The organism is Pseudogulbenkiania subflava DSM 22618 (genome assembly GCF_900177275.1).
Lineage (GTDB): Bacteria > Pseudomonadota > Gammaproteobacteria > Burkholderiales > Chromobacteriaceae > Pseudogulbenkiania > Pseudogulbenkiania subflava.
This window is the reverse complement of the sequence record NZ_FXAG01000014.1, coordinates 74,862-97,990: the sequence shown is the minus strand read 5'-3', so window position 1 is coordinate 97,990 and position 23,129 is coordinate 74,862. Positions and strand designations below refer to the sequence as shown.

Genomic DNA, 23,129 nt, shown 5'->3' with positions numbered 1-23,129 from the left:
GGCGAGGCTCGGCGTACCACGTGTACGGCCGCGCTTCTCCGACCCGCCTTGCGACGCTCGCGACGATTTCTTCACCCGCACCAGGGAGAAAATGATATGGATTTGAACACGATTCACGACACCGACTTCGGCACCCCGGCCCGCGTCTCCGAGCGCATGGTCACCCTGGAAATCGACGGCCAGCAAGTCACCGTGCCGGAAGGCACCTCGCTGATGCGCGCCGCCGCCGAAGCCGGCACCATGGTGCCCAAGCTGTGCGCCACCGACAGCCTGGAGCCGTTCGGCTCCTGCCGCTTGTGCCTGGTCGAGATCGAAGGTCGGCGCGGCTTTCCCGCCTCCTGTACCACCCCGGCCGAGGCCGGCATGGTGGTGCGCACCCAGAGCGACAAGCTGCAGAGCCTGCGCAAGGGGGTGATGGAGCTGTACATTTCGGACCATCCGCTCGACTGCCTGACCTGTTCGGCCAACGGCGACTGCGAGCTGCAGGACATGGCCGGCGTCACCGGCCTGCGCGAAGTGCGCTACGGCCTGGCCGGTGAAAACCACCTGGACAGCCCGAAGGACGAGTCCAACCCCTACTTCAGCTACGACCCGTCCAAGTGCATCGTCTGCAACCGCTGCGTGCGCGCTTGCGAGGAAACCCAGGGCACCTTCGCGCTGACCATCTCCGGCCGCGGTTTCGATTCCCGCGTCTCGCCGGGACAGAGCGAGGCCTTCATGGAGTCCGAATGCGTCTCCTGCGGCGCCTGCGTCGACGCCTGCCCCACCGCCACGCTGCAGGAAAAATCGGTGATCCAGTTCGGCCAGCCCGAGCACAGCAAGATCACCACCTGTGCCTACTGCGGCGTCGGCTGCGGCTTCAAGGCCGAGATGAAGGGCAACCAGGTGGTACGCATGACGCCGTGGAAAGACGGCAAGGCCAACGAAGGCCACGCCTGCGTCAAGGGCCGCTTCGCCTGGGGCTACGCCACCCACCCGGACCGCATCACCAAGCCGATGATCCGCAGCAAGATCACCGATCCGTGGCGCGAAGTCAGCTGGGAAGAGGCCATTGCCTACGCCGCCAGCGAGTTCAAGCGCCTGCAGGCCAAGTACGGCAAGGATTCGATCGGCGGCATCACCTCCAGCCGCTGCACCAACGAAGAAACCTATCTGGTGCAGAAGCTGATCCGCGCCGGCTTCGGTAACAACAACGTCGACACCTGCGCCCGTGTCTGCCATTCGCCCACCGGCTACGGCCTGGGCCAGACCTACGGCACCTCGGCCGGCACCCAGACCTTCAAGTCGATCGAGCACTCCGACGTGATCCTGGTGATCGGCGCCAACCCCACCGATGCCCACCCGGTGTTCGGCTCGCGCATGAAAAAACGGCTGCGCGAGGGCGCCAAATTGATCGTGATCGACCCGCGCAAGATCGATCTGATCAACAGCCCGCACATCAAGGCCGACTACCACCTGCCGCTGAAACCCGGCACCAACGTGGCGATGATCACCGCGCTGGCGCACGTTATCGTCACCGAAGGGCTGCTGGCCGACGACTTCATCGCCGAGCGCTGCGAAGAAAAATCCTTCCACGACTGGAAAGACTTCGTCGCCAAGCCGGAAAACTCGCCGGAAGCCACCGCCGAGATCACCGGCGTGCCGGCCGAGCAGGTGCGCGGCGCTGCCCGCCTCTACGCCACCGGCGGCAACGCGGCGATCTACTACGGCCTCGGCGTCACCGAGCACAGCCAGGGTTCCACCATGGTGATCGGCATCGCCAACCTGGCGATGGCCACCGGCAACATCGGCCGCGAAGGCGTCGGCGTCAACCCGCTGCGCGGCCAGAACAACGTGCAGGGCTCGTGCGACATGGGTTCCTTCCCGCACGAACTGCCGGGCTACCGCCACATTTCCGACACCACCACCCGCCAGCTGTTCGAGCAGGCGTGGGGCGTGGAGCTGGACCCGGAACCGGGGCTGCGCATCCCGAACATGTTCGACGCCGCGCTGGCCGGCAGCTTCATGGGCCTGTACTGCGAAGGCGAGGACATCGTGCAGTCCGACCCCAACACCCAGCACGTCACCGCCGCGCTGTCGGCGATGGAATGCATCGTGGTGCAGGACATCTTCCTCAACGAAACCGCCAAGTACGCCCACGTGTTCCTGCCCGGCTCCTCGTTCCTGGAAAAAGACGGCACCTTCACCAACGCCGAGCGCCGCATCTCGCGCGTACGCCAGGTGATGAAGCCCTTGGCCAAGTACGCCGACTGGGAAGTCACCCAACTCTTGGCCAACGCCCTGGGCCTGAAGATGGACTACACCCATCCGTCGCAGATCATGGACGAAATCGCCCGCCTGACACCGAGCTTTGCCGGTGTCAGCTACGAGAAGATCGACAAGCACGGCAGCGTGCAGTGGCCGTGCAACGACGACGCACCGGATGGCACCCAGACCATGCACATCGACGGTTTCGTGCGCGGCAAGGGCAAGTTCTTCGTCACCCAGTACATCGCCAGCGATGAAAAGGTGAACCGGCGCTTCCCGCTGATCCTCACCACCGGCCGCATCCTGTCGCAGTACAACGTGGGCGCGCAGACGCGCCGCACTGCCAACAGCATGTGGCATCCGGAAGACGTGCTGGAGATTCATCCGCACGACGCCGAGGAGCGCGGCATCAAGGATGGCGACAGCGTGGCGGTGACCAGCCGTGCCGGCGAAACGGTGCTGCACGCCAAGGTCAGCGAGCGCATGCAGCCGGGCGTGGTGTACACCACCTTCCACTTCCCGGAATCCGGTGCCAACGTGATTACCACCGACAATTCGGACTGGGCCACCAACTGTCCGGAATACAAGGTCACTGCAGTGCAGGTGCTGCCGGTGACGCAGCCTTCCGAGTGGCAGCAAAGCTACCAGCGCTTCAACCAGACCCAGCTCGAACTGCTCGAGCAGGCCGGAGAAGGCAAGGCATGATGGGAGCGCCCGAGTCCTCTCCCAGCCCGGGTGGCGCCACCACCCGCCAGGTGCAAACCTGGCAAAACGGGGTGGTGGCCGACAGCCTCGACACCTTGGCCGAAGAAGTGCCGGTGGCGCTGGAGTTCAACGGCATCTCGCACGCGGTGATGCTGGCGACTCCGCTCGACCTGGAAGACTTCGCGCTGGGTTTTGCCATCAGCGAGGGCATCGTCGACTCGCCGAAAGAAGTGTTCGACATCCTGGTGGAGACGGGCTGCGACGGCATCACGGTCAAGCTCGAGATTGCCGCCGGCTGCTTTGCCCGGCTCAAGGAAATGCGCCGCAACCTCACCGGCCGCACCGGCTGCGGGCTATGCGGCACCGAAAGCCTGGCGCACGCCATTCGTCCGTTGCGCCCCCTGTCGCAGCCGCGAACGCTGGATGCCGAGGCGGTGCGGCGTGCCCTGGCCGGGTTGCGCCGGCATCAGGCGCTGCAGCAAGTCACCGGGGCGACGCACGCCGCCGCCTGGTGCGACGACCGCGGCGAGCTGCGTTTGCTGCGCGAAGACGTCGGCCGCCACAACGCCCTCGACAAACTGATCGGTGCGGCACTGGCCTCGCGCCCCGCCGAGCGCGATGGCTTCGTGGTGGTCACCAGCCGCGCCAGCATGGAAATGGTGCAGAAAACCGTGACCGCCGGCTTCGCCACCCTGGTGGCGATTTCGGCCCCGACCCGGCTCGCGATGGATCTCGCCCAACAGGCCGGCCTGTGCCTGATCGGCTTTGCCCGCCCCGAGCGCTGGGTCGCCTACAGCCATGCCGACCGTATCGCCGCCCCGCTCCCACGCTCCTCCGATTGAAACCGAGAACGCACCATGGATACACATCACCTGACCCGCATGGCCAACCAGATCGGCAGCTTCTTCGAGGCCATGCCGGATCGCCAGGAAGCCCTCGCGGGTATTTCGCAGCACATCAAACGCTTCTGGGAACCGCGCATGCGCCGCGAACTGCAGCAGTACCTGCAGCATGGCGACGGTGCCGAGTTGAGCGGGATCGTGCTCGAAGCGCTGCAGGCCGATGACGACTGGAAGGTCTGATCGCCTGCGCGGGTAGCACCAACGCCCGGTACCCGAAGACGGTTGCCGGGCCGTTTTGATGCGGCGTGTCGACCACGCCAACGGCACCGCCCGATTTCGCGAACCCGCTCCCCGCCTGCCCCCTTGTCATCACCCTATGGCGGATGTGCCTCCCGCTCCACCCTGCTCTTGGGGCGCATTCGCACACACCTCACGCGCCCAGCGTCGGAAACGCCCGATCACGCCGGTCAATCGGGTCGACTCCCGCAGCACCAGAAAATAGCCGCGCGGCGTCGTGACCGGCGCATCGGCCAGGCTGACCAGTTGTCCGCCTGCCAGCAGATCCTGCACCAGTGGCAGCCAGCCCAAGGCCACGCCCTGTCCGCTCATGGCGGCCTGAAGCACCAAGGGATAATTGTTGAAAGCCTGGAATTGATGACTGCCCACCACGGCGAGCGGCTGCCGGTGGTCGGAGCTCAGGGCGAGCTGCTGGGGCACCTGAGAAAAAATGACCAGCTGAAACTGCGGTGGACCTTCTGGCCGTTTTTATAGTGGCGGCTCAAACCGCCTCAACGGGCGGTGAGGCGATCGAGATCCACCGTATCCACCTCGGCGTGATGCCCCAGGACCTGACGCAGAAAATGGTGCATGCCGGGCGCTTCACCGGTAGTGACGAAACGATAGTCCGGCACGGTGCCCGGGGGGCTGGAGAGGCCGTGCCGCTGCAAAAGGCGTTCGGCCTGCAGGCTTACCGCCCGTGCCGGATCGATCAGCTTGACGCCGGCGGGCAGCGCCCGCTCGATCAGAGGGGAGAGAAACGGGTAATGAGTGCAGCCCAGCACCACCTGGTCGACGGTGTGCGCCCGCAGGGGGTGCAACTGACGCTCCACCACACGCTGCGCCTGTTCGCTGGCGAGGTCGCCACTCTCCACCAGTTCGACGAAGCCATCGCCCGGTAGCGGCAATATGTCGACACTGTCATCGTATTGCGCCTTCAGCTCCAGGAACTTGTCACCCTTCAAGGTGGCGCGGGTCGCCAGCACGGCGATCTGCCCGCTGCGCGAGTGCAGGGCCGCAGGCTTGACCGCCGGCTCCATGCCGACGATGGGCAACTCGGGGTGGCGCCGGCGCAATTCACGCGCGGCGGCGCTGGTGGCCGTGTTGCAGGCAATGACGATCAGCCTTGCCCCCTGGTCGACCAGGTAGCGGGTGATTTTTTCCGACCGGGCCAGAATATCCTCGTGGCTGCGGCCGCCATAAGGGCAGTAGGCGCGGTCGGCGAGATAGATCACCGGCTCCTGCGGCAGCAGCCGGGTCAGCTCGCGCCACACCGAGAGTCCGCCCAGACCGGAATCGAACATGCCTATCATCGTTGCCCTACCCTTTGTTGCGTCATCATGGCCGTCGTCGCCCGACGGGTATCATTTCGTTGTGGTTGGTTGTCGCCGGAGCGATCGAAAACGCCGCCTCCCCTGGGGGAAAGCGGCGTGTTGACCGGCACGGGGTGGTGTCGCCACCCCGGCGCAAGGCGCCTTGCCTTCAGGCGAATCGCGTGCGCGCCAGCGTGTCCGCTGCGCGGCTGGTGGCGATACCGTCACGCTCGGCCATCTGGAACACTTCGTCCAGCGTCCCGGAGATGGCGCGCACACGATCTTCCACGCTGTCCACCGGTTCTTGCAGGTACTCGGCGCAGACCTTGATGATGCCGCCGGCGTTGATGACGTAATCCGGAGCGTACAACACGCCGGCATCGCGCAGCATTTCGCCGATGTCATCGGTGGCGAGCTGATTGTTGGCCGCGCCTGCGACGACGGAGCATTTGAGCCGTGGCAGGGTCTGCCGGTTCAACACCGCGCCCAGGGCGCAGGGGGCGAACACATCAGCCTGGGCGTCGACAATCTCGTCGGGAGATACGACGCTGGCGCCGAATTCTGCCGCAGCACGCTCGCCGTTGGCACGGTCGATATCGGCCACGATCAGCCGGGCTCCCGCCTCGTGCAGGCGACGGGCGAGATCATACCCGACATGCCCAAGCCCTTGCACGGCCACCGTCAGGCCATTGACCGAATCGACGCCGAGGCGATGACGCACTGCCGCTTCGATACCCACGAACACGCCCAGCGCCGTTGCCGGCGACGGATCGCCAGTACCGCCCAGATCGCCCGACAGGCCGGCCACATAGCGGGTCTGCTCACGCACGAAGGTCATGTCGGCCGGGCTGGTGCCCACGTCCTCTGCCGTGATGTAGCGGCCACCCAACTGGTCGATGGCGCGGCCCAGGGCACGGAACAGTTCGGGCGACTTGCTGGTGCGGGCGTCGCCGATGATTACCGCTTTGCCGCCGCCGATGGGCAGGCCAGCCATGGCGTTCTTGTAGGTCATGCCACGCGCCAGGCGCAGTGCATCGGTCGCCGCGACGGTGCTATCGGGGTAAGCCCACATGCGACAGCCGCCCATGGCCGGGCCGCGGTGCGTGTTGTGGATGGCGATGATGGCTTTGAGACCGGATTGGGAATCGGAGGCGAAAACGACCTGCTCATGCCCGTCGAAATCGGGCAATTCAAAAATGCTCACGGTATCTGCTCCATAACGTGTGGTTATCGGGCACCCTTGTTGTGTTGCGGTGGGTGCGGCCCGCCTGCCCGGCAATTTTGTCACCGAACGGTAACAGCATACCCAATCGCGACGCGCCTGTGTACCACTGCGTCGACCGAGGAAGGCTCTGCGGGAGATGGTGCATCGCAAGGTGTTGTGCCAGCCCATCAGGTGTCGTCATCGGGAGATTTTCGGCACGTATCGAGATCAATCAATTTTCATAATGATCGTGCAGACTCCGCGAAATATTGCCTTGCATTTGCAACCCGACAACCGGCAATAATTCGATCGGCAATTACATTTAGTTTTCATTATGATATAGCGATGCCAGCCTGAAGAGTGGCCGTGACAGAAAAGGCAGAGACAAAGAAGCACAAGAAAGCCCTGCCGATAGGCGGCACCCCCAATTCCACGCTACTGGCGGGAGCTAAGGCATGGCAGCGAGGCTCTGCTGGCGTTGCTGAAAAAAGAACGACAAAAAAGGGAAATGCATGAAACGTATTTTCATTGGGGTAGTACTGAGCCAACTCGCCGTGACGGTGCTGGGGAGCCTGCTGCTGCTCGACCAGGGTGCGGGCATGGCAGCCGCAGAGTTTACCAGCACGGCCATCGTGCTGCTGGCGGCCAGCACCACCTGGTTGGTGAGCCAGGTGTTCAGGCCGCTCAGCCGTTTCGAAGGGGCGATCCACCATGTGCAGCAAAAGCATGCCCGCAACCTGACCTACCAGTACCCTGCGGTGGGTGGTGCGCTACGCACCTCGGTGGAATCGGCCAACAAGTACCGGGGCACGGTGTGCGAGACCATGGTGGGTGTACGCCACAACAACATCGTGCTGTCGATCAAGGCGGCACAGATCGGCAAGCAGATCAAGGATGCCGACAACAAGGCACGCGAGCAGGAAACCTTGGCTGAAGGCATCTTCGCCAGAACCGAGCGCAGCAGCGCCGAAATGGAAAACGTCAGTGCCAGCGTCAGCGTCATCTCCGGGGTAGCCAGCGAACTGACTCAGGGGGCCGAAATCACCAGCCAGGAAATGGCGGTGGCCAACCAGAATGCACGTGAAGCCGCCCAGATCATGACCGGCTTCACCCGGAGCATCGACAAACTGCTGGAAGACACCGAGGCGATCATCTCTAGCGTGGCCCAGATTCGCGGCATTTCCGACCAAACTAACCTGCTGGCGCTCAACGCCGCCATCGAAGCGGCGCGCGCCGGCGAGGCTGGGCGCGGTTTTGCGGTGGTGGCGGACGAAGTGCGCCAGCTCGCCGAACGCACCAATAACCTCGCTTCCAGCGTCAGCGGCAAGGTGCAGGAAATCCACGAGCAATCGCGGCAGACGGCAGGGGCGGCACAGTCGATCGCCGAGAGCATCCTCAAGGCCAGCGATGTGCTGGATGACGCTACGAGCCAGCTCAACCAGTTCGTCCAGGGCAGCCAGCAGGTCAACCGCGAGATCGGTGCCATCCAGGGCGCCATGAGCACGCTGAGCGAGAACAACCGCGACATCCATGGTAACGTCGGGCGCATGCATCAGCTGTCGGAACAGATGTCCGCGTTGATGGAGGGCAGCATCGGCCCCTCTCGGGAGCTGATCGGCTCGGCCGAACAGGTCATGGCCAAGCTCGGCCTGTTCCAGGTGGCCGACGCCGCGTTCGACCGCATCACCGCCCTGCTACGCCAGAGCAAAGTGGAGTGCGAAGCGATGCTCGACCAGCTCGCCGCCCAGGGGCTCGATCTGTTCGACAAGGCCTTCAAGCCGATTCCCGGCACCAGCCCGCAGCAGTACCACACCTGTTACGACAAGGCCTACGAGCAGCTCTTCCGCCCCTACTTCGACCGGCTGGCCGCCAGCATGCCGGGCTGCGACCTGGCGGTGATCTGCGTCGGCGACGAGGCCTACCCGCCCACCCACGTCAGCAAATACTGCCAGCCGCAGACCGACGACGTGGCGCGCAACACGCTGGTGAGCCGCGACAAGCGCTTCCACAAGGGCAACCCGATGCTGCATCGAACCAGCACCGACAAGAGCGAGTTCCTGTTCCAGGCCTACGTGCGCGACGTCGGCGACATCTTCGCGCTGGTTTCGGTACCGATCTACCACCAGGGCCGGCACTGGGGTGGCCTGATGTTCGGACTGCAGCACGAGGCGCTGCTGCAAGGCTGAAAAACGGCTTGCGGCTTGACCGTGCTCCGTTCTAAATCAAGCAAAGAGGGTGCCTTGGGCACCCTCTTTGCTTTGGGTTGACATCCCTACGCCCTCACCGGCTCCAAAGGCTCTGCCTTCGTGATAAGCGAGCCAGGTTCACGCCATTAATACGTGGCATTCCCGGTAGGCCTGTGACCATCTCAGGTGCTGGCGGCAAAGTCGCGCAGCGGGGAGCCCGACATGCGGTAGCGCACCCACTCGTCTTGCGGCGCGGCGCCGATCGACAGGTAGAAATCGATGGCGGGCTGATTCCAGTCCAGTACGCTCCACTCGAAACGGCCGCAGCGGTTTTCCACTGCAATAGCCGCCAGATGCTGCAGCATGTACTTGCCGGCACCGACACCGCGCATGGCTGGCGAAATATACAAATCCTCGAGGTACAACCCCTTTTTCGCCTGCCAGGTGGAGTAATTGAAGAAGTAGACGGCATAGCCTGCCGCCTCGCCATTCACTTCGCAGATCAGTGCGCGTGCCGGCGAGTCTTCGCCGAACAGGCTGGCTTCGATGGACGCCACGGTGGCGGCCACTTGATCACCCGCTTTCTCGTAAATGGCCAGCTCGGTGATGAAGCGCAGAATCAGCGCGGCATCTTCTCTATGGGCGGGGCGAATGGTGATGTTCATGGGGACTCTCATGTTCGTTAATGGCCTGGGTTGAGTGCGGTTGCCGCGTGGTCTGTCATTGGATGGACGATACTACTGGCGCTGTCACAATGGGCAAAGTGCATTTATTTCACTAGTTGATGACGTTTATGCATCACCCTCGCTCCGGCCGCTGGCAGCTCGGCAGGCTCAGCGCGCCGCCTCGAAACCCCGCAGCACGTTCACCGCATTGATGCCGATGTCGTCGACCATATAGCCCCCTTCCATCACGAACAGAGTCGGCCGGCCGATGCCAGCGACGGTTTCGCCGATACGCAGGAAGTCCTCGTTATCGAGCTGGAAGTGGCTGATCGGGTCATCCTTGAAGGTATCCACCCCCAGCGACACCACGACAGCATCCGGCGCATAGGCGGCGATGGTGCGGCAGGCGTGGGCGAGCGCCGCGCCATAAGCGTCCCAGGCTGTGCCGTGCGGCAGCGGGTAGTTGTGGTTGAAGCCCAGCCCGGCGCCGGCGCCCTGCTCGTCCTTGTGACCCAGGAAATAGGGGTAGGACTGTTTCGGGTCGCCGTGCAGCGACACGAACATCGCGTCGGCGCGGTGGTAGAAGATGCTCTGGGTGCCGTTGCCGTGGTGGTAATCGACGTCGAGCACCGCCACGCGTTTGGCGCCGCCGTCGAGGCAGGCCTGGGCGGCGATGGCGGCGTTGTTCAGATAGCAGTAGCCGCCCATGTACTCGGCGGCAGCGTGGTGGCCAGGCGGGCGACACAATGCGAAGGCGCTGTCTTCGCCCGCTTCCAGCGCGGCCATGCCGGTCAGGGCCAGGTTGGCGCTGGTGCGTACCGCTTCCCAGGTGCCGGCGGTGATCGCCACGCCGGCGTCCATGGCGTAGAGGCCCAGCTTGCCGTCAATGTGCTCGGGCTCGATGTCGCTGCGCAGATCGCGTACCGGCCAGATCAGCGGCAAGGCATCGTGGGTGCGGCCCAGTGCACTCCACTCGGCCCAGGCGTTTTCGAGGAAGCGTACGTAGCGCTCGCTGTGGACGCGAGCGTAGCGGGAGGTGTCGTAATCACGCGGGGTGATCACCTCGCCGAGGCCGACCGCCTGTACGCGGGCGAGGATGGTATCGGCCCGGCTGGGCATCTCGAAGCACGGCTTGATCAAGCCGTCTTTCAGTTCGGTGGCGTGATGCAGCCGGTGGGCGGGGCTGTAGATGGTCAGCATGATGTGGGGTGTCCGGTGAAGAAGATGACGGGAACAGTATGTGATCTTCCAGCGGGATTTGTTTTGCTTTGTCGACTCTCGACTGGCTAGTATTTGAGAAAGATCGACTCACCAGATGGGCAAAATGAGTGCAAACAAACCAAGGCATGAGTTGGACGGCACGGATCGGACCATCTTGCGCCTGCTGCAGCAGGATGGCGCCCTATCCAACCCGAAGTTGGCCGAACAGCTGTCGCTGAGCGTGACACCGTGCTGGCGCCGGCTCAAACGGTTGGAGGACGAGGGATATATCAAGGACTACCAGGCCAACCTCGATCGCCGCAAACTGGGCTACGACGTACTGGCCTTCGTCAGTGTGAGCTTTGCCGTGCATGCCGACGAGGCGCCCAATCGCTTCGAGGAAGCGATACGGGATCGTCCTGAGGTATTGGCCTGCCACAAGATCACAGGGGCGGCCGACTACTTGCTGCAGGTGGTGGCGGAGAACCTGGATGGCTACAGCGATTTCGTCGAGAACGTGCTGCGCAAAATGCCGGGTGTTCACTCGATCCAGTCGAGCCTCGCGCTGCGGGAAATCAAATCGTCCAGCCGCCTGCCGGTGCCGGTCTGACTCGTCGGTGGTGATTGACTGCTCGACATGAATGCCGGGAATGAGACACACGAGCGCATGCTCCAAGTCGCCTGGATGCCAGCTCAACCAGAGACAGGCCGTGCATGAGCGTATTCGCAGTACAAGCCAATGCTACGGCCGTTGCCACGGAGTCAGGCCGCCGCTTTGCCACATTGCCCGCAAAACCTCGCTCCCGCTTGCAATGCGGTACCACACTGATGGCAAGCGGCTGGAATGAGCGGTGTGCCGCATTGCTGGCAGAACCGAGACCCGACCGCATTCATGACGCGGCAACTTGGGCAGCCAATTCCACCTCCATTTGGCTGCAAACCGTTGCCATAGCCAGTCCCCGGTGGTGCGCCATTACCGTAGTTTCCACTATGGTGACTGCCGTGGTGTTCGCCGTGATGATTCCCTTCATGGCGACCTCCGTGGTGGCCACCGCCATGGTGGCCGCCAAACATTTTGTCCCAGATGCTCATGACAACCTCTCTATCCTGTTTACCCTTCACCTGAAGGCGGCAAGCTACTTTCGCAGCAGCCTCAAGCCATTCCCGACAACCAGCAGGCTCGCGCCCACGTCGGCGAACACCGCCATCCACATCGTTCCCAGGCCGCCCAAGGTCAGCGCCAGGAATACGCCCTTGATCCCCAGCGCCAGCGTGATGTTCTGGAGCAGCACGGCGCGAGTGGCTTGCGACAGGCGGATAAAGGTTGGAATTTTGCGCAAGTCGTCATCCATCAAGGCGACGTCGGCGGTTTCGATCGCCGTGTCGGTGCCCATCGCGCCCATGGCAAAGCCAATGTGGGCACGAGCCAGGGCCGGGGCGTCGTTGATGCCGTCGCCCACCATGCCCACCGGGCCTTCTTTTTCGAAGGATTCGACGGCTTTCCGCTTGTCTTCGGGCATCTGGTTGCCGCGAGCCTGGTCGATGCCCACTGTCTTCGCAATCGCTTCTGCTGTGTGAGGGTTGTCGCCGGTCAGCATGACCGTCTTGACGCCTAATTCGTGCAGTTCGGCGATGGCGTCGCGACTGGAATGCTTGACCGTGTCGGCCACAGCGAACAAAGCCAGTACCCGGTGTTCGTCGATGAGCATGACGACGCTTTTGCCCTGGCGTTCCAGCTCGTCGAGACGCGCCTCAATCGACGGGGAGCAGCGCTCGAGCTCATGCACCAGGCGATGGTTGCCCAACAAATACGTCTTGCCGCCAATGACCCCGCGTACACCGCGACCAGGCAGCGCCTCGAAGGCCTCAACCGGATCATGCACGCCCACCTCGCCATCGACCGCGCGGGCGATGGCTTGCGATACGGGGTGATCGGAACGCCCGGCGAGACTGGCCGCCAGGCGGCGGCAATGTTCCGCTGTGACGTCAACAAGCAGCTCGAAGTCGGTTTGTTGCGGTTGGCCATGGGTAATGGTGCCGGTCTTGTCGAGCGCCAGCCATTTCAGCAGGCGGCCTTGCTCCAGATAGCTGCCACCCTTGATCAGAATGCCATGACGGGCGGCGGCGGCCAGGCCGCTGACGATGGTGACCGGGGTGGAAATCACCAGCGCGCAGGGGCAGGCGATCACCAGCAAGACCAGTGCCTTGTAGATCCAGTCGTGCCAGCTGCCGCCCAGCAGCCAGGGCGGCAGCATGGCTACGGTCAGGGCAATGGCGAACACGGTCGGGGTATAGACGCGGGCGAACTGGTCGACGAAGCGCTGTGTCGGTGCTTTTGAGCCTTGTGCTTGTTCGACGGCGTGGATGATGCGCGCCAGCGTGGTGTTGCCGGCCGTCGCCGTCACCCGGTAGTCGAACGAGCCGGACTGGTTGATGGTGCCGGCAAACACGGCATCACCCTCGGCCTTGTCCACCGGCAGGCTCTCGCCGGTGATCGGCGCCTGGTTCACCGTTGAGCGGCCGTTGACGATCTCGCCATCCAGGCCGATGCGTTCCCCCGGCTTCACTCGCACGAGGCGGCCGACTGTCACCGTCGCGGAGTCGACTTCCCTCCACGAACCATCAGCCTGCTGAACGGTAGCTTTCTCTGGAGTGAGCGTCAGCAAGCCCTCAATTGCGTTGCGGGCACGGTCAAGCGACTTGGCCTCGATCAGCTCGGCGAGCGTGAACAGCACCATCACCATGGCCGCCTCGGGCCACTGCCCCAACAACAGTGCGCCGGTCACGGCGATGCTCATGAGGGCGTTGATGTTCAGGTTGCGGTGACGAATCGCCACCCACCCTTTCCGATAGGTGGTCAGGCCGCAGGGCAGGACAGCGATGATCGCCAAGGCGGCGGCCATCCAGTCCGGCGCACCGCTCCAATTCGCCGCTTCCGAGGCGAGCGCGGCAATGCCGGCCAGCGCTAGTGGCCACCAGGGCTTCTTCGGTTCGACTGCGGCGGCGAGTCGCCCTCTGTCGTCCGGCACCTCCGGCTGGAAGCCGAGCGAGCGCACCGCGTCCAGGATCGGACCCAGTGCATCGGGGGCGTGTACCACCGTCAGCACGCGCTGCATCAGGTTGAACTCCAGGCTCCTGACCGACGCCATCCCACCCAGCCTCTTGCGGATAAGTGCCTCTTCGGTGGGGCAATCCATCTGCATGATACGCATGGAGGTTCGAATACCGTCCGCAACGACCTCAGGCGTAGCCAAAGCACCAAAAGCCATGGGGACGGGAGCACAACACTGGCCACCGGCATGATCATGAGGATCATGAGCATGGTTATGGCCATGCTCATGGCTATGGGACGCCACCGACACCACACGATATTTCGGGCTTGCATCGCGGCGAGGCAGGACGGTAGGCCCCTCACCTTGGGCAGGGTGTTTATCGTGGTCGTGGTCGCAGCAGCCGGCCATGGTGAAACTCCGTTTTTCATCGTATGCTTCACATTGAACACCCTGTAGTTGCTACAGGGTCAAGCAGCGAAGGGCAACAGATGAAAATCGGTGAATTGGCAAAACAGGTGGGCTGCCCGGTCGAGACGGTGCGTTATTACGAGCGCGAAGGACTCCTCCCGGCCGCGCTACGCGACAGCGTCAACAACTACCGGCACTACGACCACAGCCACCTGGAGCGACTGCTGTTCATTCGGCGCTGCCGAGCCCTGGATATGACCCATGAGGAGATTCGCGTGCTGCTGCAGGCGCGTGTTGAACCCGACGCCAGTTGCGAGTCGATCAATGAGCTGATCGATGCCCATCTGCACCACGTGCAGGCGCGCATAAGCGAGCTCAAGGCGCTCGAAGAGCAATTGGCAGAGCTACGGGGCCACTGCCAGACGGCTCAAGCCACCCGCGACTGCGGCATCCTGCGTGAACTTGACCAGCCGGCCGATGCTGAGTGGCATGCTCCTGCAGCAGCGCCGAGCCATGTTGCGGGCAGTCGCTGCGGTCACGAGTCGATTCCTGCCTCGCGCAAACACTGATACGGACAGCCCCGTCGCTCCACTGTCAGCACCTCAACCACTTCCTCAGATGCCTGGTCATATTACATGTTGCCCATTTCCCGCTCGATTGGACGGCTCGACATTAACGCCGTGAATCTGCTGCTGGCGGTACCGATTGGCATGCTCGCCGCCGGCGTGACCAGCCTGTTCCGACACGCCATCGATGTCGGCGATCGCGTGCTGTTCGGCTCGGCACAGGATATCACCGTGATCATGGCGCAGCTCGACTGGCGCTGGCGCTTGTTCGTTCCGGCCCTTGGCGGGGGGCTGGCCGGCCTGATCCTGCTGTACGCGCAGCGCAAGCATGGCGCGTCGCATGGCGAGTACATGGATGCGGTATCGGACGGAAACGGTCGTCTTCCGCTGTGGCCCTCCCTGCTGCGCAGCCTGTCTTCGCTGGCGTCCATCGTTTCCGCCGGCTCCATCGGCCGCGAAGGGGCCATGGTGCAGCTCGCGGCGGTGACGGGGTCGCTGACCGGGCGGCGCTGGGCCAGCGAGCGTCAGCTGCGCCTGATGACCGCCTGCGGCGCGGCGGCGGGCCTGGCCTCCGTCTACCACACGCCGCTGGCGGGGGCCATGTTCGTTGCCGAAATCGTGTTGGGCGCCCTCACCGTGGATTTGCTGGTGCCGTTGTTCGCCTCGGCGGTCACCGCCTCGCTGACGATTCTCGCCTTCGGCCATCACGACGCGCCGTTCGCCCTCGCCTCGGGCGTTGCCGTGCCGAGCCTGGGCGTCTACTTGCTGATCTTGCCGATCGGCCTGCTGGCCGGCTTGTTGGCGCCGCTGTTCCTGCTGGTGCTCGACAACAGCAAGCAGGCTTTCCAGCGGCTGGCCATCGCGACGCCGTGGAAGATGACCTTGGGCGGTCTATTGATGGGGGCCATCGCCGTGTTCATCCCCGAGGTGTGCGGCAATGGCTATGCGCCGATCATCGATATTCTGCAGGGGCATCCGCTGTCCGAACCGGTGCCGTGGGCGCTGCTGGCGAAAATCGCGGCGACGGCATTGATCGTGGGGTCCGGCGCGGTGGGCGGTATCTTCACCCCGTCGCTGTTCATCGGGGCGGCGCTGGGGGCGATTGTCGCCGGTGCCGTGGCGATGTACCCGGTGCTGCCCCAGGGCGATGGCACCCTGATCGCTCTGATTGGCATGGGGGCCTTCATGGCGGCGGTGAGTCACGCCCCGCTCATGGCGGTACTGATGGTGTTCGAAATGACCATGAACGCGGGCCTGCTGTTGCCGCTCATGGCCGGGAGCATCCTGGCGTACGCCGTTTCGCGGAAGATCCGGACGAATTCGCTCTACGACGTGCTGAACCGGCGCCATGCGCACCTGGCGCGGGTCGATGAGCTGCACGATACCGAGCTGATGTCGCTCCTGGAGCCCGTGACCACCCATCTGGCGCCGTCGACGACCGTCGCCCAGGCCAACACGTGTTTTCAGCAGACCCGGACGCGTTACCTCTACGTCATCGACAGCGCCGGCCGCTTCGTCGGCGTGGTCTCGATCCACCGCCTGACCGCCTTGCTGTGCGATCATCCCGAACGGCAGAGCGACGCGATCGCAGAGCTCATCGAGACGGCCTTCGAGCTCTTACCGGCTCAAGCGAGCCTCAAGGATGCCTGGACCCTGTTCGCCACGTGCCCGCTGGAGCGCATACCGGTGGTAGACAACCTGGACGCCCGGCGCTTTCTCGGCGTGGTCAGCAAGCGCCAGGTGCTTGGCAGGCTGCAGATCCTGGCGCGGCGCTAGCTTTTCGGCAAAGTGAGACAGCCAGGATTTCACCCTGACCATGACGTCGACTCGTCGTCGCTCCGCCACGCGGTGCTCCTTTCGCCACACAAGTCCGCTTCCCACGCCTCCGCGGCAAAAAAGCCTTGGGCATGATCCAAGGCTTTCTCTTTGCTGCCAGAACTCGGTCGGCCAACGGATCAGTAGCCGACGGTGAAGCGGCGGCGCGAGTGACTCGGCGTTTCCAGTTCGTCGGCCAGCGCGATGGCGTAGTCTTCCATCGAAATCCAGCTCTTGCCCTGGGCGTCGATCAGGAGTTCATCGGCACCGATGCGGAACTGGCCGGTGCGCTCGCCCGGTTCGAACAGCGCGGACGGGGACAGGAAAGTCCAGTCCAGCGCCGATTCGCCGCGCAGGGCATTCAGGAAGTCGCGACCGGCACTCGCCTCGGCCTTGTAGATCGCGGGGAATTCCGGGGTGTCGATCAACTGCACGCCGGGAGCGACGTCCAGGCTGCCGGCGCCGCCGACCACCAAGAGGCGCGGCACGCCGGCTTGCTTGACCGCCGAAATCAGGCTGGCGGCGTTGCTCGACAGGAACATCGAGGCGCTGATCACGGCATCGTGGCCGGCCAGGAGCGGAGCCAGGGTGGCCGGATCGGTAGCGTCGGCCTGCTTCAGCGTCACGCCGGCACGGGGCTCCACCTTGCCGATATCGCGGGCGATGCCGGTGACCTGGTGGCCGCGTTGCAGCAGTTCGGTGGCGAGACGCGAGCCGACGCGGCCGCTGATGCCGATGATGACGACGTTCATGGTGTTCTCCTTGAGGGGTCATGCCGTGTCACGTCGGACACGGCGAAAAGGGGGTAACTAACGAGAAGGTTCCGCTGGTAGCCTCGATGGCTTGCGCTGCGCTTCACCTATCCTGCGGCGAGCTCGAATCCGCTCAAATGGCACAGCTGCCGTTGGCACAGCCTGGCTGGGCCTCCGCCGCGGGGGCTTCGGCCAACGTTGGCCGTCCCTGCCGTTCGAGGTAGCTCCGCCAGGCGGAAGGTTGGCCGAAGAAGCGGCCGGCATCGAGCTGCGTCAGCACATCGCCTTGTTGCAACGCGAAGGTCGGGAAGCCCCGCCCGCCGACCTGACCCAGCAAGTGACGGCTGGCGGCGATATGGGCCTGGGTCGCTGCGCCTTCCTGGCGGGCGAACTCGGCGGCGAAGTCTGCCGGGTCGAGGCCGATGTCGATCGCCAGCTGGCCCAGCACGTCGGTGTCGGCAATGCGGCGCCCTTCGACGTAGTGGGCGATCTGGATGCGCTTGAGCAAATCGGCGCCGCGGCCGCCGAGCGCTTCGGCGGCGAGAATGGCCGTGGTCGGCGGCGTGGAGTCGAATACCGCACCCGTGTCACGCAACAGGCCGTCGAAGTAAGCCTCGCCGAACGCTTGCCCGGTCAGGGCGGCGATGCGGTGGTCGTGCGGCATCACGTAGTTGCGCAGCGCCGCGCTCACCGGCTGGCGGTTGGCACCACTCATCATGCCGCCACCGTGCAGCTCCACGCGCAGTCCCGGGATGGCGCGGGCGGCTTCGACCAGCGGCGCGGCGCCGTAGCACCAGCCGCACAGCGGGTCGTAGAGGTAATGCAGTACGGTCGTGCTCATGAGTATGTCCTTGCGGCGAATATCGGTATGGGCTGCATGGTAATGGTTCGGAACGGTACAAAAAACCGCATAATGGCGATCAGTTTGTTGCATGAATCGAGCAAATCATGGATCGATTGAAAGCCATGCGCGTATTCGTCGAAGTGGCGGAACGCGGCAGCCTGTCCCACGCCGCCGACAGCCTGGACATGTCGCGTGCCATGGTGTCGCGCTACCTGGCGGAACTGGAGGAGTGGGCAGGCGCCCGCTTGCTGCACCGGACCACGCGCAAGCTGAGCCTGACCTCGGCCGGCAGCGAAATGCTGCCGCGTTGCCGCCAGATGCTGGCGCTGGAGGACGAGATACAGGCCGCCGTCACCGCCCCCGAGGCCGCGCCGCGCGGCATCCTGCGCCTGACCTGCAGCGTGTGGCTGGGGCAGTCTTACCTGGCGCGGGCGGTGGCGGATTACGTCAAGCGCTATCCCGCCACTGCGGTCGACATGCAGCTGCTGAACCGCTCGGTGAACCTGGTGGAGGAAGGGATCGATCTGGCCATCCGCATCACCAACGACCTCGATCCCAACCTGATCGCGCGCAAGCTGGGGCTGTGCCGCTCGGTGGTGTGCGCCTCGCCCGGCTATCTGCAACAGCACGGCACGCCGCAGCGCGCCGAGCAGCTGGCGCTGCACAACTGCCTGACCTATTCCTACTTCGGCAAGAGCCTGTGGGCGTTTTCCCGCGACGGGCAGCCGGTCTCGGTGCCGGTGGGCGGCAACGTCAGCGCCAACGAAACCGCCGCCCTACTGGAAGCGGCGCGCCAGGGCGTCGGCATCACCATGCAGCCGCTGCAGGCGGCCGCGCCCTTGCTCGATACGGGCGAGCTGGTGGCCGTGCTTGGCGACTACCAACCGCGCGACATGGGCATCTACGCGGTCTATGCCTCGCGCCGGCACATGCCGGCGACACTGCGCACCATGCTGGATTTCCTGGCGGAGTCGTTTGCCGGCGACGCGATGTGGCAGGAAAGTTGAGATTCAGGCTGCGGGCGTCGCGGCCGACAACAGCTCGGAAATCACCCGCCTGAGCCAGCGGTTGCCCGGATCGTGATGGTAGCGCTCGTGCCAGTGCTGCTTGACGGCGTAGTCAGGCAGCTCGAACGGCACCGGGAACACCTTGAAACGGCCACGCCCTTCCAATACCTGCGCCAGCCGCTCGGGAATCATCACCAGCATGTCGGTCTGCTCGACGACGAAGGCGATGCCCAGGTAGTTCGGCACGCGCAGCGCGATGTGGCGGGTGATGCCCTGGCGGGCGATTTCCCGATCCAGGATCAGGTGGCCGGTGCCTGAGGAGGTGACCACGGCGTGCTCTTCGGTTTCGAACTGCGCCAGGGTCAGCTCGTCCCGGATGCGCGGGTGGTCGGTGCTGGCCACGCACACGTAGCGCTGGCGGAACAGCGATTGCTGGTAGAAGCCGGCTTCCAGCTGCGGCATGAAGCCCAGCGCCAGATCCGCCTCGCCCGTTTCCAGCATGCGCGGCGTTTCAGCCGACAGCGGCACGATGTCGATGTGCACGCCGGGTGAGGTCTTGCGCAGATGCGCCCACAGTTTGGGCAGCAGCACCAGCTGGCTGATGTCAGTCATGCTGATACAGAAGGTGCGCTCGGAACTGGCCGGATCGAAATCGATGCGGTGGCCGAACACCAGGTCCAGCGCATCCAGCGCCTGGCGCACCGCGCGCTCCAGCTCGCGCGCCATCGGTGTCGGCTCCATGCCGTTGGCGATGCGCACGAACAGCGGGTCGTCGAAATGCTCGCGCAGCTTCGCCAGCGCGATACTGACGGCCGGCTGTCCCAGACCCAGATTGTCCGCGGCGCGCGTGACGCTGCGCGTCTTGTAAATCTCGTCGAACACCTGCAGCAGGCGCACGTCCGCTGTCTGCATTTCCCCTCCGGAACTATTCGTTTTTCGAATGACGTCCATTGATACCATTGCATGGACCGAATGTCGACCGCTCACTACATTGAGAGCCATCACAACAAGGCCTTGAACGCCTTGAGTTGGATCAGGAGTTTCGAATCCGACTTGGCGCCAGGCCCACACGTATGGAGACAGCTCATGTTGGAACTCGGTCGACTCGACGATCTGCCCGCCGATTACCGCGCTGCCCTCGGCGCCCAGAACCTGGTGCCGCTGTGGCCCAGCCTGCGCGCCGTGCTGCCCCCGGGCCAGCCGCGTCCGCGCACTCAGCCTACCTGCTGGCACTACGAGGCACTGCGCCCGCTGCTGATGCAGGCCGGCGAACTCACCCCAATCGAAAAAGCCGAACGCCGCGTGCTGGTGCTGGCCAACCCCGGCCACGGCCTGGAGAAGATGCAGGCGAGCTCCGCCATCTACCTCGGCATGCAGTTGCTGCTGCCGGGCGAGATCGCGCCGTCGCACCGCCACACCCCGAACGCGGTGCGCATGATCGTCGAGGGCGAAGGCGCCTACACCACGGTGGACGGCGAAAAATGCCCGATGCAGCGCGGCGACCTGATCCTCACCCCGACCGGCCTGTGGCATGAGCACGGCCATGACGGCGATGCCCCGGTGGTGTGGCTCGATGTGCTCGACCTGCCGCTGGTCTATTACATGGAAGCCTCCTACGTCGAGGAAGGCGTCCCGCAAACCATCAGCGGCGAAGGCAGCGAGCGCGCCTACCTGCGCGGCGGCGTGGCGCCCTCCCCGATTTTCAGCCGTAACGCGCCGCGCTACCCGATGCTGCGCTATCCCTGGGCCGATGTGCGCGTTGCCCTGCTCGCCCTGGCCGAGCGGCAGCCAGCCGGCGAAGCGGTGCAGGTGGCCTACGTCAATCCGGAAACCGGCGGCGATTGCCAGAACATCCTCGGCTTCTCGGCGCTGATGCTGCGCCCGGGCGAAACGCTCGCGCTGCCGGCGCGTTCGCCCGCCGCGGTGTTCCACCTCATCGAAGGCGCCGCCACGGCCGAGATCGACGGCAAGACCTTCACGTTGGCCGAAGCCGACACCTGCTGCGCCCCGGGTTTCGCCCCGGTGACGCTGCAGAACGGTTCTGCCGACACCCCGGCCTTCGTCTTCATCGCCGACGAAGCCCCCCTGCACAAGAAGCTGGGACTCTACGAAGTCCGCCACCGTGGCTGACGCTTTCAGCCGAGTCAGACACCCTGAGGAGACAGACATGACACAGACCCTACCCGTTATCGTCGCCGGTGGCGGCATCGGCGGCCTGGCCGCCGCCCTGGCCCTGGTGCGCCAAGGCTTCAGCGTCAAAGTGCTGGAGCAGGCGCCGCAGATCGGCGAGATCGGCGCCGGCATCCAGCTCGGCCCCAACGCGTTCCACGCTTTCGATGCGCTGGGCATCGGCGACAAGGCACGCAGCCGCGCCGTCTACACCGACGAAATGGTGATGCACGACGCGCTCGACGAAACCCTGGTCGGCCGCATCCCCACCGGCGAGGCGTTCCGCCAGCGCTTCGGCAACCCCTACGCCGTGATCCACCGCGTCGACGTGCATCTGTCGCTGCTGGAAGGCGCCCAGGAAACCGGCCGCGTCGAGTTTCTGACCGGGACGCATGTCGAGCGCGTGGAACAGGATGCGGATGGCGTCACCGTCTACGACCAGCACGGCAACGCCTATCGCGGCATCGCCCTGATCGGTGCCGACGGCGTCAAGTCGGTGGTGCGCAAGCAGTTCGTCAACGATCCCCCGCGCGTCTCCGGCCACGTGGTGTACCGCGCCGTGATCGACAAGAAGGATTTCCCGGAAAACCTGCAGTGGAACGCCGCCAGCATCTGGGTCGGCCCGAACTGTCACCTGGTGCACTACCCGCTGCGCGGCGGCGAGCAGTACAACGTGGTGGTGACCTTCCACAGCCGCGACAAGGAAGAATGGGGCGTCACCGAAGGCAGCCCGGAAGAGGTACAGAGCTACTTCCAGGGCATCTGCCCCAAGGCGCGCCAGTTGATCGAGCTGCCCAAGAACTGGAAGCGCTGGGCCACCGCCGACCGCGAACCGATCGACATCTGGTCCTTCGGCCGCGTCACGCTGCTGGGCGATGCCGCTCACCCGACGCTGCAATACCTGGCCCAGGGCGCCTGCATGGCGCTGGAAGACGCCGTGACGCTGGGCGAAGCGCTGCGCGTCAACGGCAACGACTTCATCAAGGCGTTCGAGCTCTACCAGCGCTCCCGCATCGCCCGCACCGCGCGCATCGTGCTCTCCGCCCGCGAAATGGGCCGCCTCTTCCACGCCAAGGGCGTGGAGCGGCTGGTGCGCAACGAGCTGTGGAAAGGCCGCAGTGCGGAACGCTTCTACGACGCCATGGAATGGCTGTACGGCTGGAACGCCGACAACTGCCTGGCACACGGCTGAGGGGGGAACGACATGCTGAAGCTCTACAACTTCTTCCGCAGCGGCACTTCATACCGCCTGCGCATCGCGCTGAACCTGAAGGGTCTCGACTATGAGTATCTGCCGGTCGACCTGCGCAGCGAGCAGCACCTGGGCGAGGCGTTCAAGGCGCTCAACCCGCAGGGGCTGGTGCCGGCGCTGGTGGAGGGCGGGCACACGCTGATCCAGTCGCCCGCCATCATCGAGTGGCTGGAAGAGCGCTACCCGACTCCGGCACTGTTGCCGGTGAATGCCGACGACCGCGCCCGCGTACGCGCCTTGGCGGCGCTGGTCGGCTGCGACATCCATCCGCTCAACAACCGCCGCGTGCTGGAGTACCTGCGCCATCAGTTGGGTTGCGACGAAACCGCAGTACTCGCCTGGTGCGCGACCTGGATCGAGGCCGGTTTCGGCGCTCTGGAAGCCCTGCTCGCGGCCGACGGCAAACGTGGCGACTTCTGCTTCGGCCACACGCCGACGCTGGCCGACGTGTACTTGGTGCCGCAGGTCGAGAGCGCACGCCGCTTCGGCGTGGACCTGTCGCCCTACCCGAACATCGTCGCCGTGGACCGCGCCTGCGCCGAGCTCGACGCGTTCCGCCGCGCCGCCCCGGCGGTGCAGCCCGACGCGCCGCAGCCGGCCACGGCTTGAACCCGATTACCCCCAC

22 protein-coding genes are annotated in these 23,129 nt (G+C 64.7%); 11 read left to right on the top strand and 11 right to left on the bottom strand.

The annotated features are described in order from the left end of the window. Nucleotides 1-96: 96 nt before the first annotated feature. From fdhF to B9N72_RS13305, 3 genes are read left to right on the top strand one after another with little or no spacing between them, the layout of a single operon-like run. Complete coding sequence (gene fdhF / locus B9N72_RS13315; RefSeq protein ID WP_085276808.1) at nt 97-2,952, top strand: formate dehydrogenase subunit alpha; 2,856 nt, start codon at nt 97-99, stop codon at nt 2,950-2,952. Then, on the top strand, nt 2,949-3,794 hold the full coding sequence (gene fdhD, locus B9N72_RS13310) for a formate dehydrogenase accessory sulfurtransferase FdhD (RefSeq protein WP_085276807.1): 846 nt from the start codon (nt 2,949-2,951) through the stop codon (nt 3,792-3,794). Before fdhF ends, fdhD begins: the two co-directional genes overlap by 4 nt. A gap of 15 nt (nt 3,795-3,809) precedes the next feature. Next, nucleotides 3,810-4,034: a formate dehydrogenase subunit delta gene (locus tag B9N72_RS13305; RefSeq protein ID WP_085276806.1), complete on the top strand. Its 225-nt coding sequence runs from the start codon at nt 3,810-3,812 to the stop codon at nt 4,032-4,034. A gap of 129 nt (nt 4,035-4,163) precedes the next feature. Here B9N72_RS13305 and B9N72_RS13300 read toward each other — a convergent pair whose 3' ends face one another. From B9N72_RS13300 to B9N72_RS13285, 3 genes are all read right to left on the bottom strand, one after another. After that, nucleotides 4,164-4,511 (bottom strand): LysR substrate-binding domain-containing protein, encoded by a 348-nt coding sequence (locus B9N72_RS13300; protein ID WP_234985981.1) that lies wholly within the window; start codon nt 4,509-4,511, stop codon nt 4,164-4,166. 71 nt (nt 4,512-4,582) lie between these two features. Then, nucleotides 4,583-5,374, bottom strand: coding sequence for a glutamate racemase (gene murI, locus B9N72_RS13290; RefSeq protein ID WP_234985980.1), 792 nt, complete (start codon nt 5,372-5,374; stop codon nt 4,583-4,585). Between the two features lie 178 nt (nt 5,375-5,552). Beyond that, nucleotides 5,553-6,587, bottom strand: coding sequence for a Glu/Leu/Phe/Val family dehydrogenase (locus B9N72_RS13285; protein ID WP_085276803.1), 1,035 nt, complete (start codon nt 6,585-6,587; stop codon nt 5,553-5,555). Nucleotides 6,588-7,099: 512 nt separating this feature from the next. On the opposite strand from B9N72_RS13285, the gene B9N72_RS13280 reads away from it, so the two are divergent. Further along, complete coding sequence (locus tag B9N72_RS13280) at nt 7,100-8,773, top strand: methyl-accepting chemotaxis protein (RefSeq protein ID WP_085276802.1); 1,674 nt, start codon at nt 7,100-7,102, stop codon at nt 8,771-8,773. A gap of 182 nt (nt 8,774-8,955) precedes the next feature. Here the strand turns inward: B9N72_RS13280 and B9N72_RS13275 are convergent, their stop codons facing one another. Next, nucleotides 8,956-9,438 (bottom strand): GNAT family N-acetyltransferase, encoded by a 483-nt coding sequence (locus B9N72_RS13275; RefSeq protein WP_085276801.1) that lies wholly within the window; start codon nt 9,436-9,438, stop codon nt 8,956-8,958. 168 nt (nt 9,439-9,606) lie between these two features. Further along, nucleotides 9,607-10,638: a histone deacetylase family protein gene (locus B9N72_RS13270; RefSeq protein ID WP_085276800.1), complete on the bottom strand. Its 1,032-nt coding sequence runs from the start codon at nt 10,636-10,638 to the stop codon at nt 9,607-9,609. 115 nt (nt 10,639-10,753) lie between these two features. Between B9N72_RS13270 and B9N72_RS13265 the strand changes: the two genes are divergently transcribed. After that, nucleotides 10,754-11,248 carry an Lrp/AsnC family transcriptional regulator gene (locus tag B9N72_RS13265; RefSeq protein WP_327078295.1) on the top strand — a complete coding sequence of 165 codons (495 nt, stop codon included), beginning with the start codon at nt 10,754-10,756 and terminating at the stop codon, nt 11,246-11,248. A 152-nt stretch (nt 11,249-11,400) separates the two neighbouring features. Here B9N72_RS13265 and B9N72_RS21770 read toward each other — a convergent pair whose 3' ends face one another. From B9N72_RS21770 to B9N72_RS13255, 3 genes are all read right to left on the bottom strand, one after another. After that, nucleotides 11,401-11,532, bottom strand: a complete 132-nt coding sequence (locus tag B9N72_RS21770) for a double zinc ribbon domain-containing protein (RefSeq protein WP_407681303.1) — start codon at nt 11,530-11,532, stop codon at nt 11,401-11,403. Beyond that, nucleotides 11,529-11,669: a hypothetical protein gene (locus B9N72_RS21445; RefSeq protein ID WP_234985979.1), complete on the bottom strand. Its 141-nt coding sequence runs from the start codon at nt 11,667-11,669 to the stop codon at nt 11,529-11,531. The genes B9N72_RS21770 and B9N72_RS21445 overlap by 4 nt, the downstream gene beginning before the upstream one ends. Nucleotides 11,670-11,774: 105 nt before the next feature. Further along, on the bottom strand, nt 11,775-14,099 hold the full coding sequence (locus tag B9N72_RS13255; RefSeq protein WP_085276798.1) for a heavy metal translocating P-type ATPase: 2,325 nt from the start codon (nt 14,097-14,099) through the stop codon (nt 11,775-11,777). An 80-nt stretch (nt 14,100-14,179) separates the two neighbouring features. On the opposite strand from B9N72_RS13255, the gene cadR reads away from it, so the two are divergent. Further along, complete coding sequence (gene cadR / locus B9N72_RS13250) at nt 14,180-14,668, top strand: Cd(II)/Pb(II)-responsive transcriptional regulator (protein ID WP_085276797.1); 489 nt, start codon at nt 14,180-14,182, stop codon at nt 14,666-14,668. Nucleotides 14,669-14,734: 66 nt separating this feature from the next. Then, nucleotides 14,735-16,441, top strand: a complete 1,707-nt coding sequence (locus B9N72_RS13245; protein ID WP_085276796.1) for a ClcB-like voltage-gated chloride channel protein — start codon at nt 14,735-14,737, stop codon at nt 16,439-16,441. A 179-nt stretch (nt 16,442-16,620) separates the two neighbouring features. Here B9N72_RS13245 and B9N72_RS13240 read toward each other — a convergent pair whose 3' ends face one another. Further along, on the bottom strand, nt 16,621-17,232 hold the full coding sequence (locus tag B9N72_RS13240; protein WP_085276795.1) for an NAD(P)-dependent oxidoreductase: 612 nt from the start codon (nt 17,230-17,232) through the stop codon (nt 16,621-16,623). Nucleotides 17,233-17,365: 133 nt separating this feature from the next. After that, nucleotides 17,366-18,073, bottom strand: a complete 708-nt coding sequence (locus B9N72_RS13235; RefSeq protein WP_085276794.1) for a DsbA family protein — start codon at nt 18,071-18,073, stop codon at nt 17,366-17,368. A 107-nt stretch (nt 18,074-18,180) separates the two neighbouring features. Between B9N72_RS13235 and B9N72_RS13230 the strand changes: the two genes are divergently transcribed. After that, on the top strand, nt 18,181-19,083 hold the full coding sequence (locus tag B9N72_RS13230) for a LysR family transcriptional regulator (protein WP_085276793.1): 903 nt from the start codon (nt 18,181-18,183) through the stop codon (nt 19,081-19,083). A 3-nt stretch (nt 19,084-19,086) separates the two neighbouring features. Here the strand turns inward: B9N72_RS13230 and B9N72_RS13225 are convergent, their stop codons facing one another. Continuing rightward, nucleotides 19,087-19,995, bottom strand: coding sequence for a LysR family transcriptional regulator (locus tag B9N72_RS13225; protein WP_085276792.1), 909 nt, complete (start codon nt 19,993-19,995; stop codon nt 19,087-19,089). 174 nt (nt 19,996-20,169) lie between these two features. Here B9N72_RS13225 and B9N72_RS13220 point away from each other — a divergent pair, with 174 nt between their 5' ends. From B9N72_RS13220 to maiA, 3 genes are read left to right on the top strand one after another with little or no spacing between them, the layout of a single operon-like run. Beyond that, the gene (locus B9N72_RS13220; RefSeq protein WP_085276791.1) at nt 20,170-21,213 is read left to right on the top strand and encodes a cupin domain-containing protein; all 1,044 of its coding nucleotides are present in this window, start codon (nt 20,170-20,172) and stop codon (nt 21,211-21,213) included. Between the two features lie 37 nt (nt 21,214-21,250). Beyond that, nucleotides 21,251-22,444 (top strand): 3-hydroxybenzoate 6-monooxygenase, encoded by a 1,194-nt coding sequence (locus tag B9N72_RS13215; RefSeq protein ID WP_085276790.1) that lies wholly within the window; start codon nt 21,251-21,253, stop codon nt 22,442-22,444. A 12-nt stretch (nt 22,445-22,456) separates the two neighbouring features. Next, nucleotides 22,457-23,113, top strand: a complete 657-nt coding sequence (gene maiA / locus B9N72_RS13210) for a maleylacetoacetate isomerase (RefSeq protein WP_085276789.1) — start codon at nt 22,457-22,459, stop codon at nt 23,111-23,113. The last annotated feature ends 16 nt before the right edge of the window (nt 23,114-23,129 follow it).

Excerpts from the sequence above, each read along its gene's own strand:
- B9N72_RS13220 (WP_085276791.1), top strand. The coding sequence starts at position 20,170 with ATGTTGGAACTCGGTCGACTCGACGATCTGCCCGCCGATTACCGCGCT.
- B9N72_RS13215 (WP_085276790.1), top strand. The coding sequence starts at position 21,251 with ATGACACAGACCCTACCCGTTATCGTCGCCGGTGGCGGCATCGGCGGC.
- fdhF (WP_085276808.1), top strand. The coding sequence starts at position 97 with ATGGATTTGAACACGATTCACGACACCGACTTCGGCACCCCGGCCCGC.
- B9N72_RS13275 (WP_085276801.1), bottom strand. The coding sequence starts at position 9,438 with ATGAACATCACCATTCGCCCCGCCCATAGAGAAGATGCCGCGCTGATT.
- B9N72_RS13265 (WP_327078295.1), top strand. The coding sequence starts at position 10,754 with ATGGGCAAAATGAGTGCAAACAAACCAAGGCATGAGTTGGACGGCACG.
- B9N72_RS13270 (WP_085276800.1), bottom strand. The coding sequence starts at position 10,638 with ATGCTGACCATCTACAGCCCCGCCCACCGGCTGCATCACGCCACCGAA.
- B9N72_RS13245 (WP_085276796.1), top strand. The coding sequence starts at position 14,735 with ATGTTGCCCATTTCCCGCTCGATTGGACGGCTCGACATTAACGCCGTG.
- cadR (WP_085276797.1), top strand. The coding sequence starts at position 14,180 with ATGAAAATCGGTGAATTGGCAAAACAGGTGGGCTGCCCGGTCGAGACG.
- B9N72_RS13280 (WP_085276802.1), top strand. The coding sequence starts at position 7,100 with ATGAAACGTATTTTCATTGGGGTAGTACTGAGCCAACTCGCCGTGACG.
- B9N72_RS13305 (WP_085276806.1), top strand. The coding sequence starts at position 3,810 with ATGGATACACATCACCTGACCCGCATGGCCAACCAGATCGGCAGCTTC.
- B9N72_RS13225 (WP_085276792.1), bottom strand. The coding sequence starts at position 19,995 with ATGCAGACAGCGGACGTGCGCCTGCTGCAGGTGTTCGACGAGATTTAC.
- B9N72_RS21445 (WP_234985979.1), bottom strand. The coding sequence starts at position 11,669 with ATGAAGGGAATCATCACGGCGAACACCACGGCAGTCACCATAGTGGAA.
- B9N72_RS13230 (WP_085276793.1), top strand. The coding sequence starts at position 18,181 with ATGGATCGATTGAAAGCCATGCGCGTATTCGTCGAAGTGGCGGAACGC.
- B9N72_RS21770 (WP_407681303.1), bottom strand. The coding sequence starts at position 11,532 with ATGAATGCGGTCGGGTCTCGGTTCTGCCAGCAATGCGGCACACCGCTC.
- B9N72_RS13240 (WP_085276795.1), bottom strand. The coding sequence starts at position 17,232 with ATGAACGTCGTCATCATCGGCATCAGCGGCCGCGTCGGCTCGCGTCTC.
- B9N72_RS13255 (WP_085276798.1), bottom strand. The coding sequence starts at position 14,099 with ATGGCCGGCTGCTGCGACCACGACCACGATAAACACCCTGCCCAAGGT.
- maiA (WP_085276789.1), top strand. The coding sequence starts at position 22,457 with ATGCTGAAGCTCTACAACTTCTTCCGCAGCGGCACTTCATACCGCCTG.
- murI (WP_234985980.1), bottom strand. The coding sequence starts at position 5,374 with ATGTTCGATTCCGGTCTGGGCGGACTCTCGGTGTGGCGCGAGCTGACC.
- B9N72_RS13235 (WP_085276794.1), bottom strand. The coding sequence starts at position 18,073 with ATGAGCACGACCGTACTGCATTACCTCTACGACCCGCTGTGCGGCTGG.
- fdhD (WP_085276807.1), top strand. The coding sequence starts at position 2,949 with ATGATGGGAGCGCCCGAGTCCTCTCCCAGCCCGGGTGGCGCCACCACC.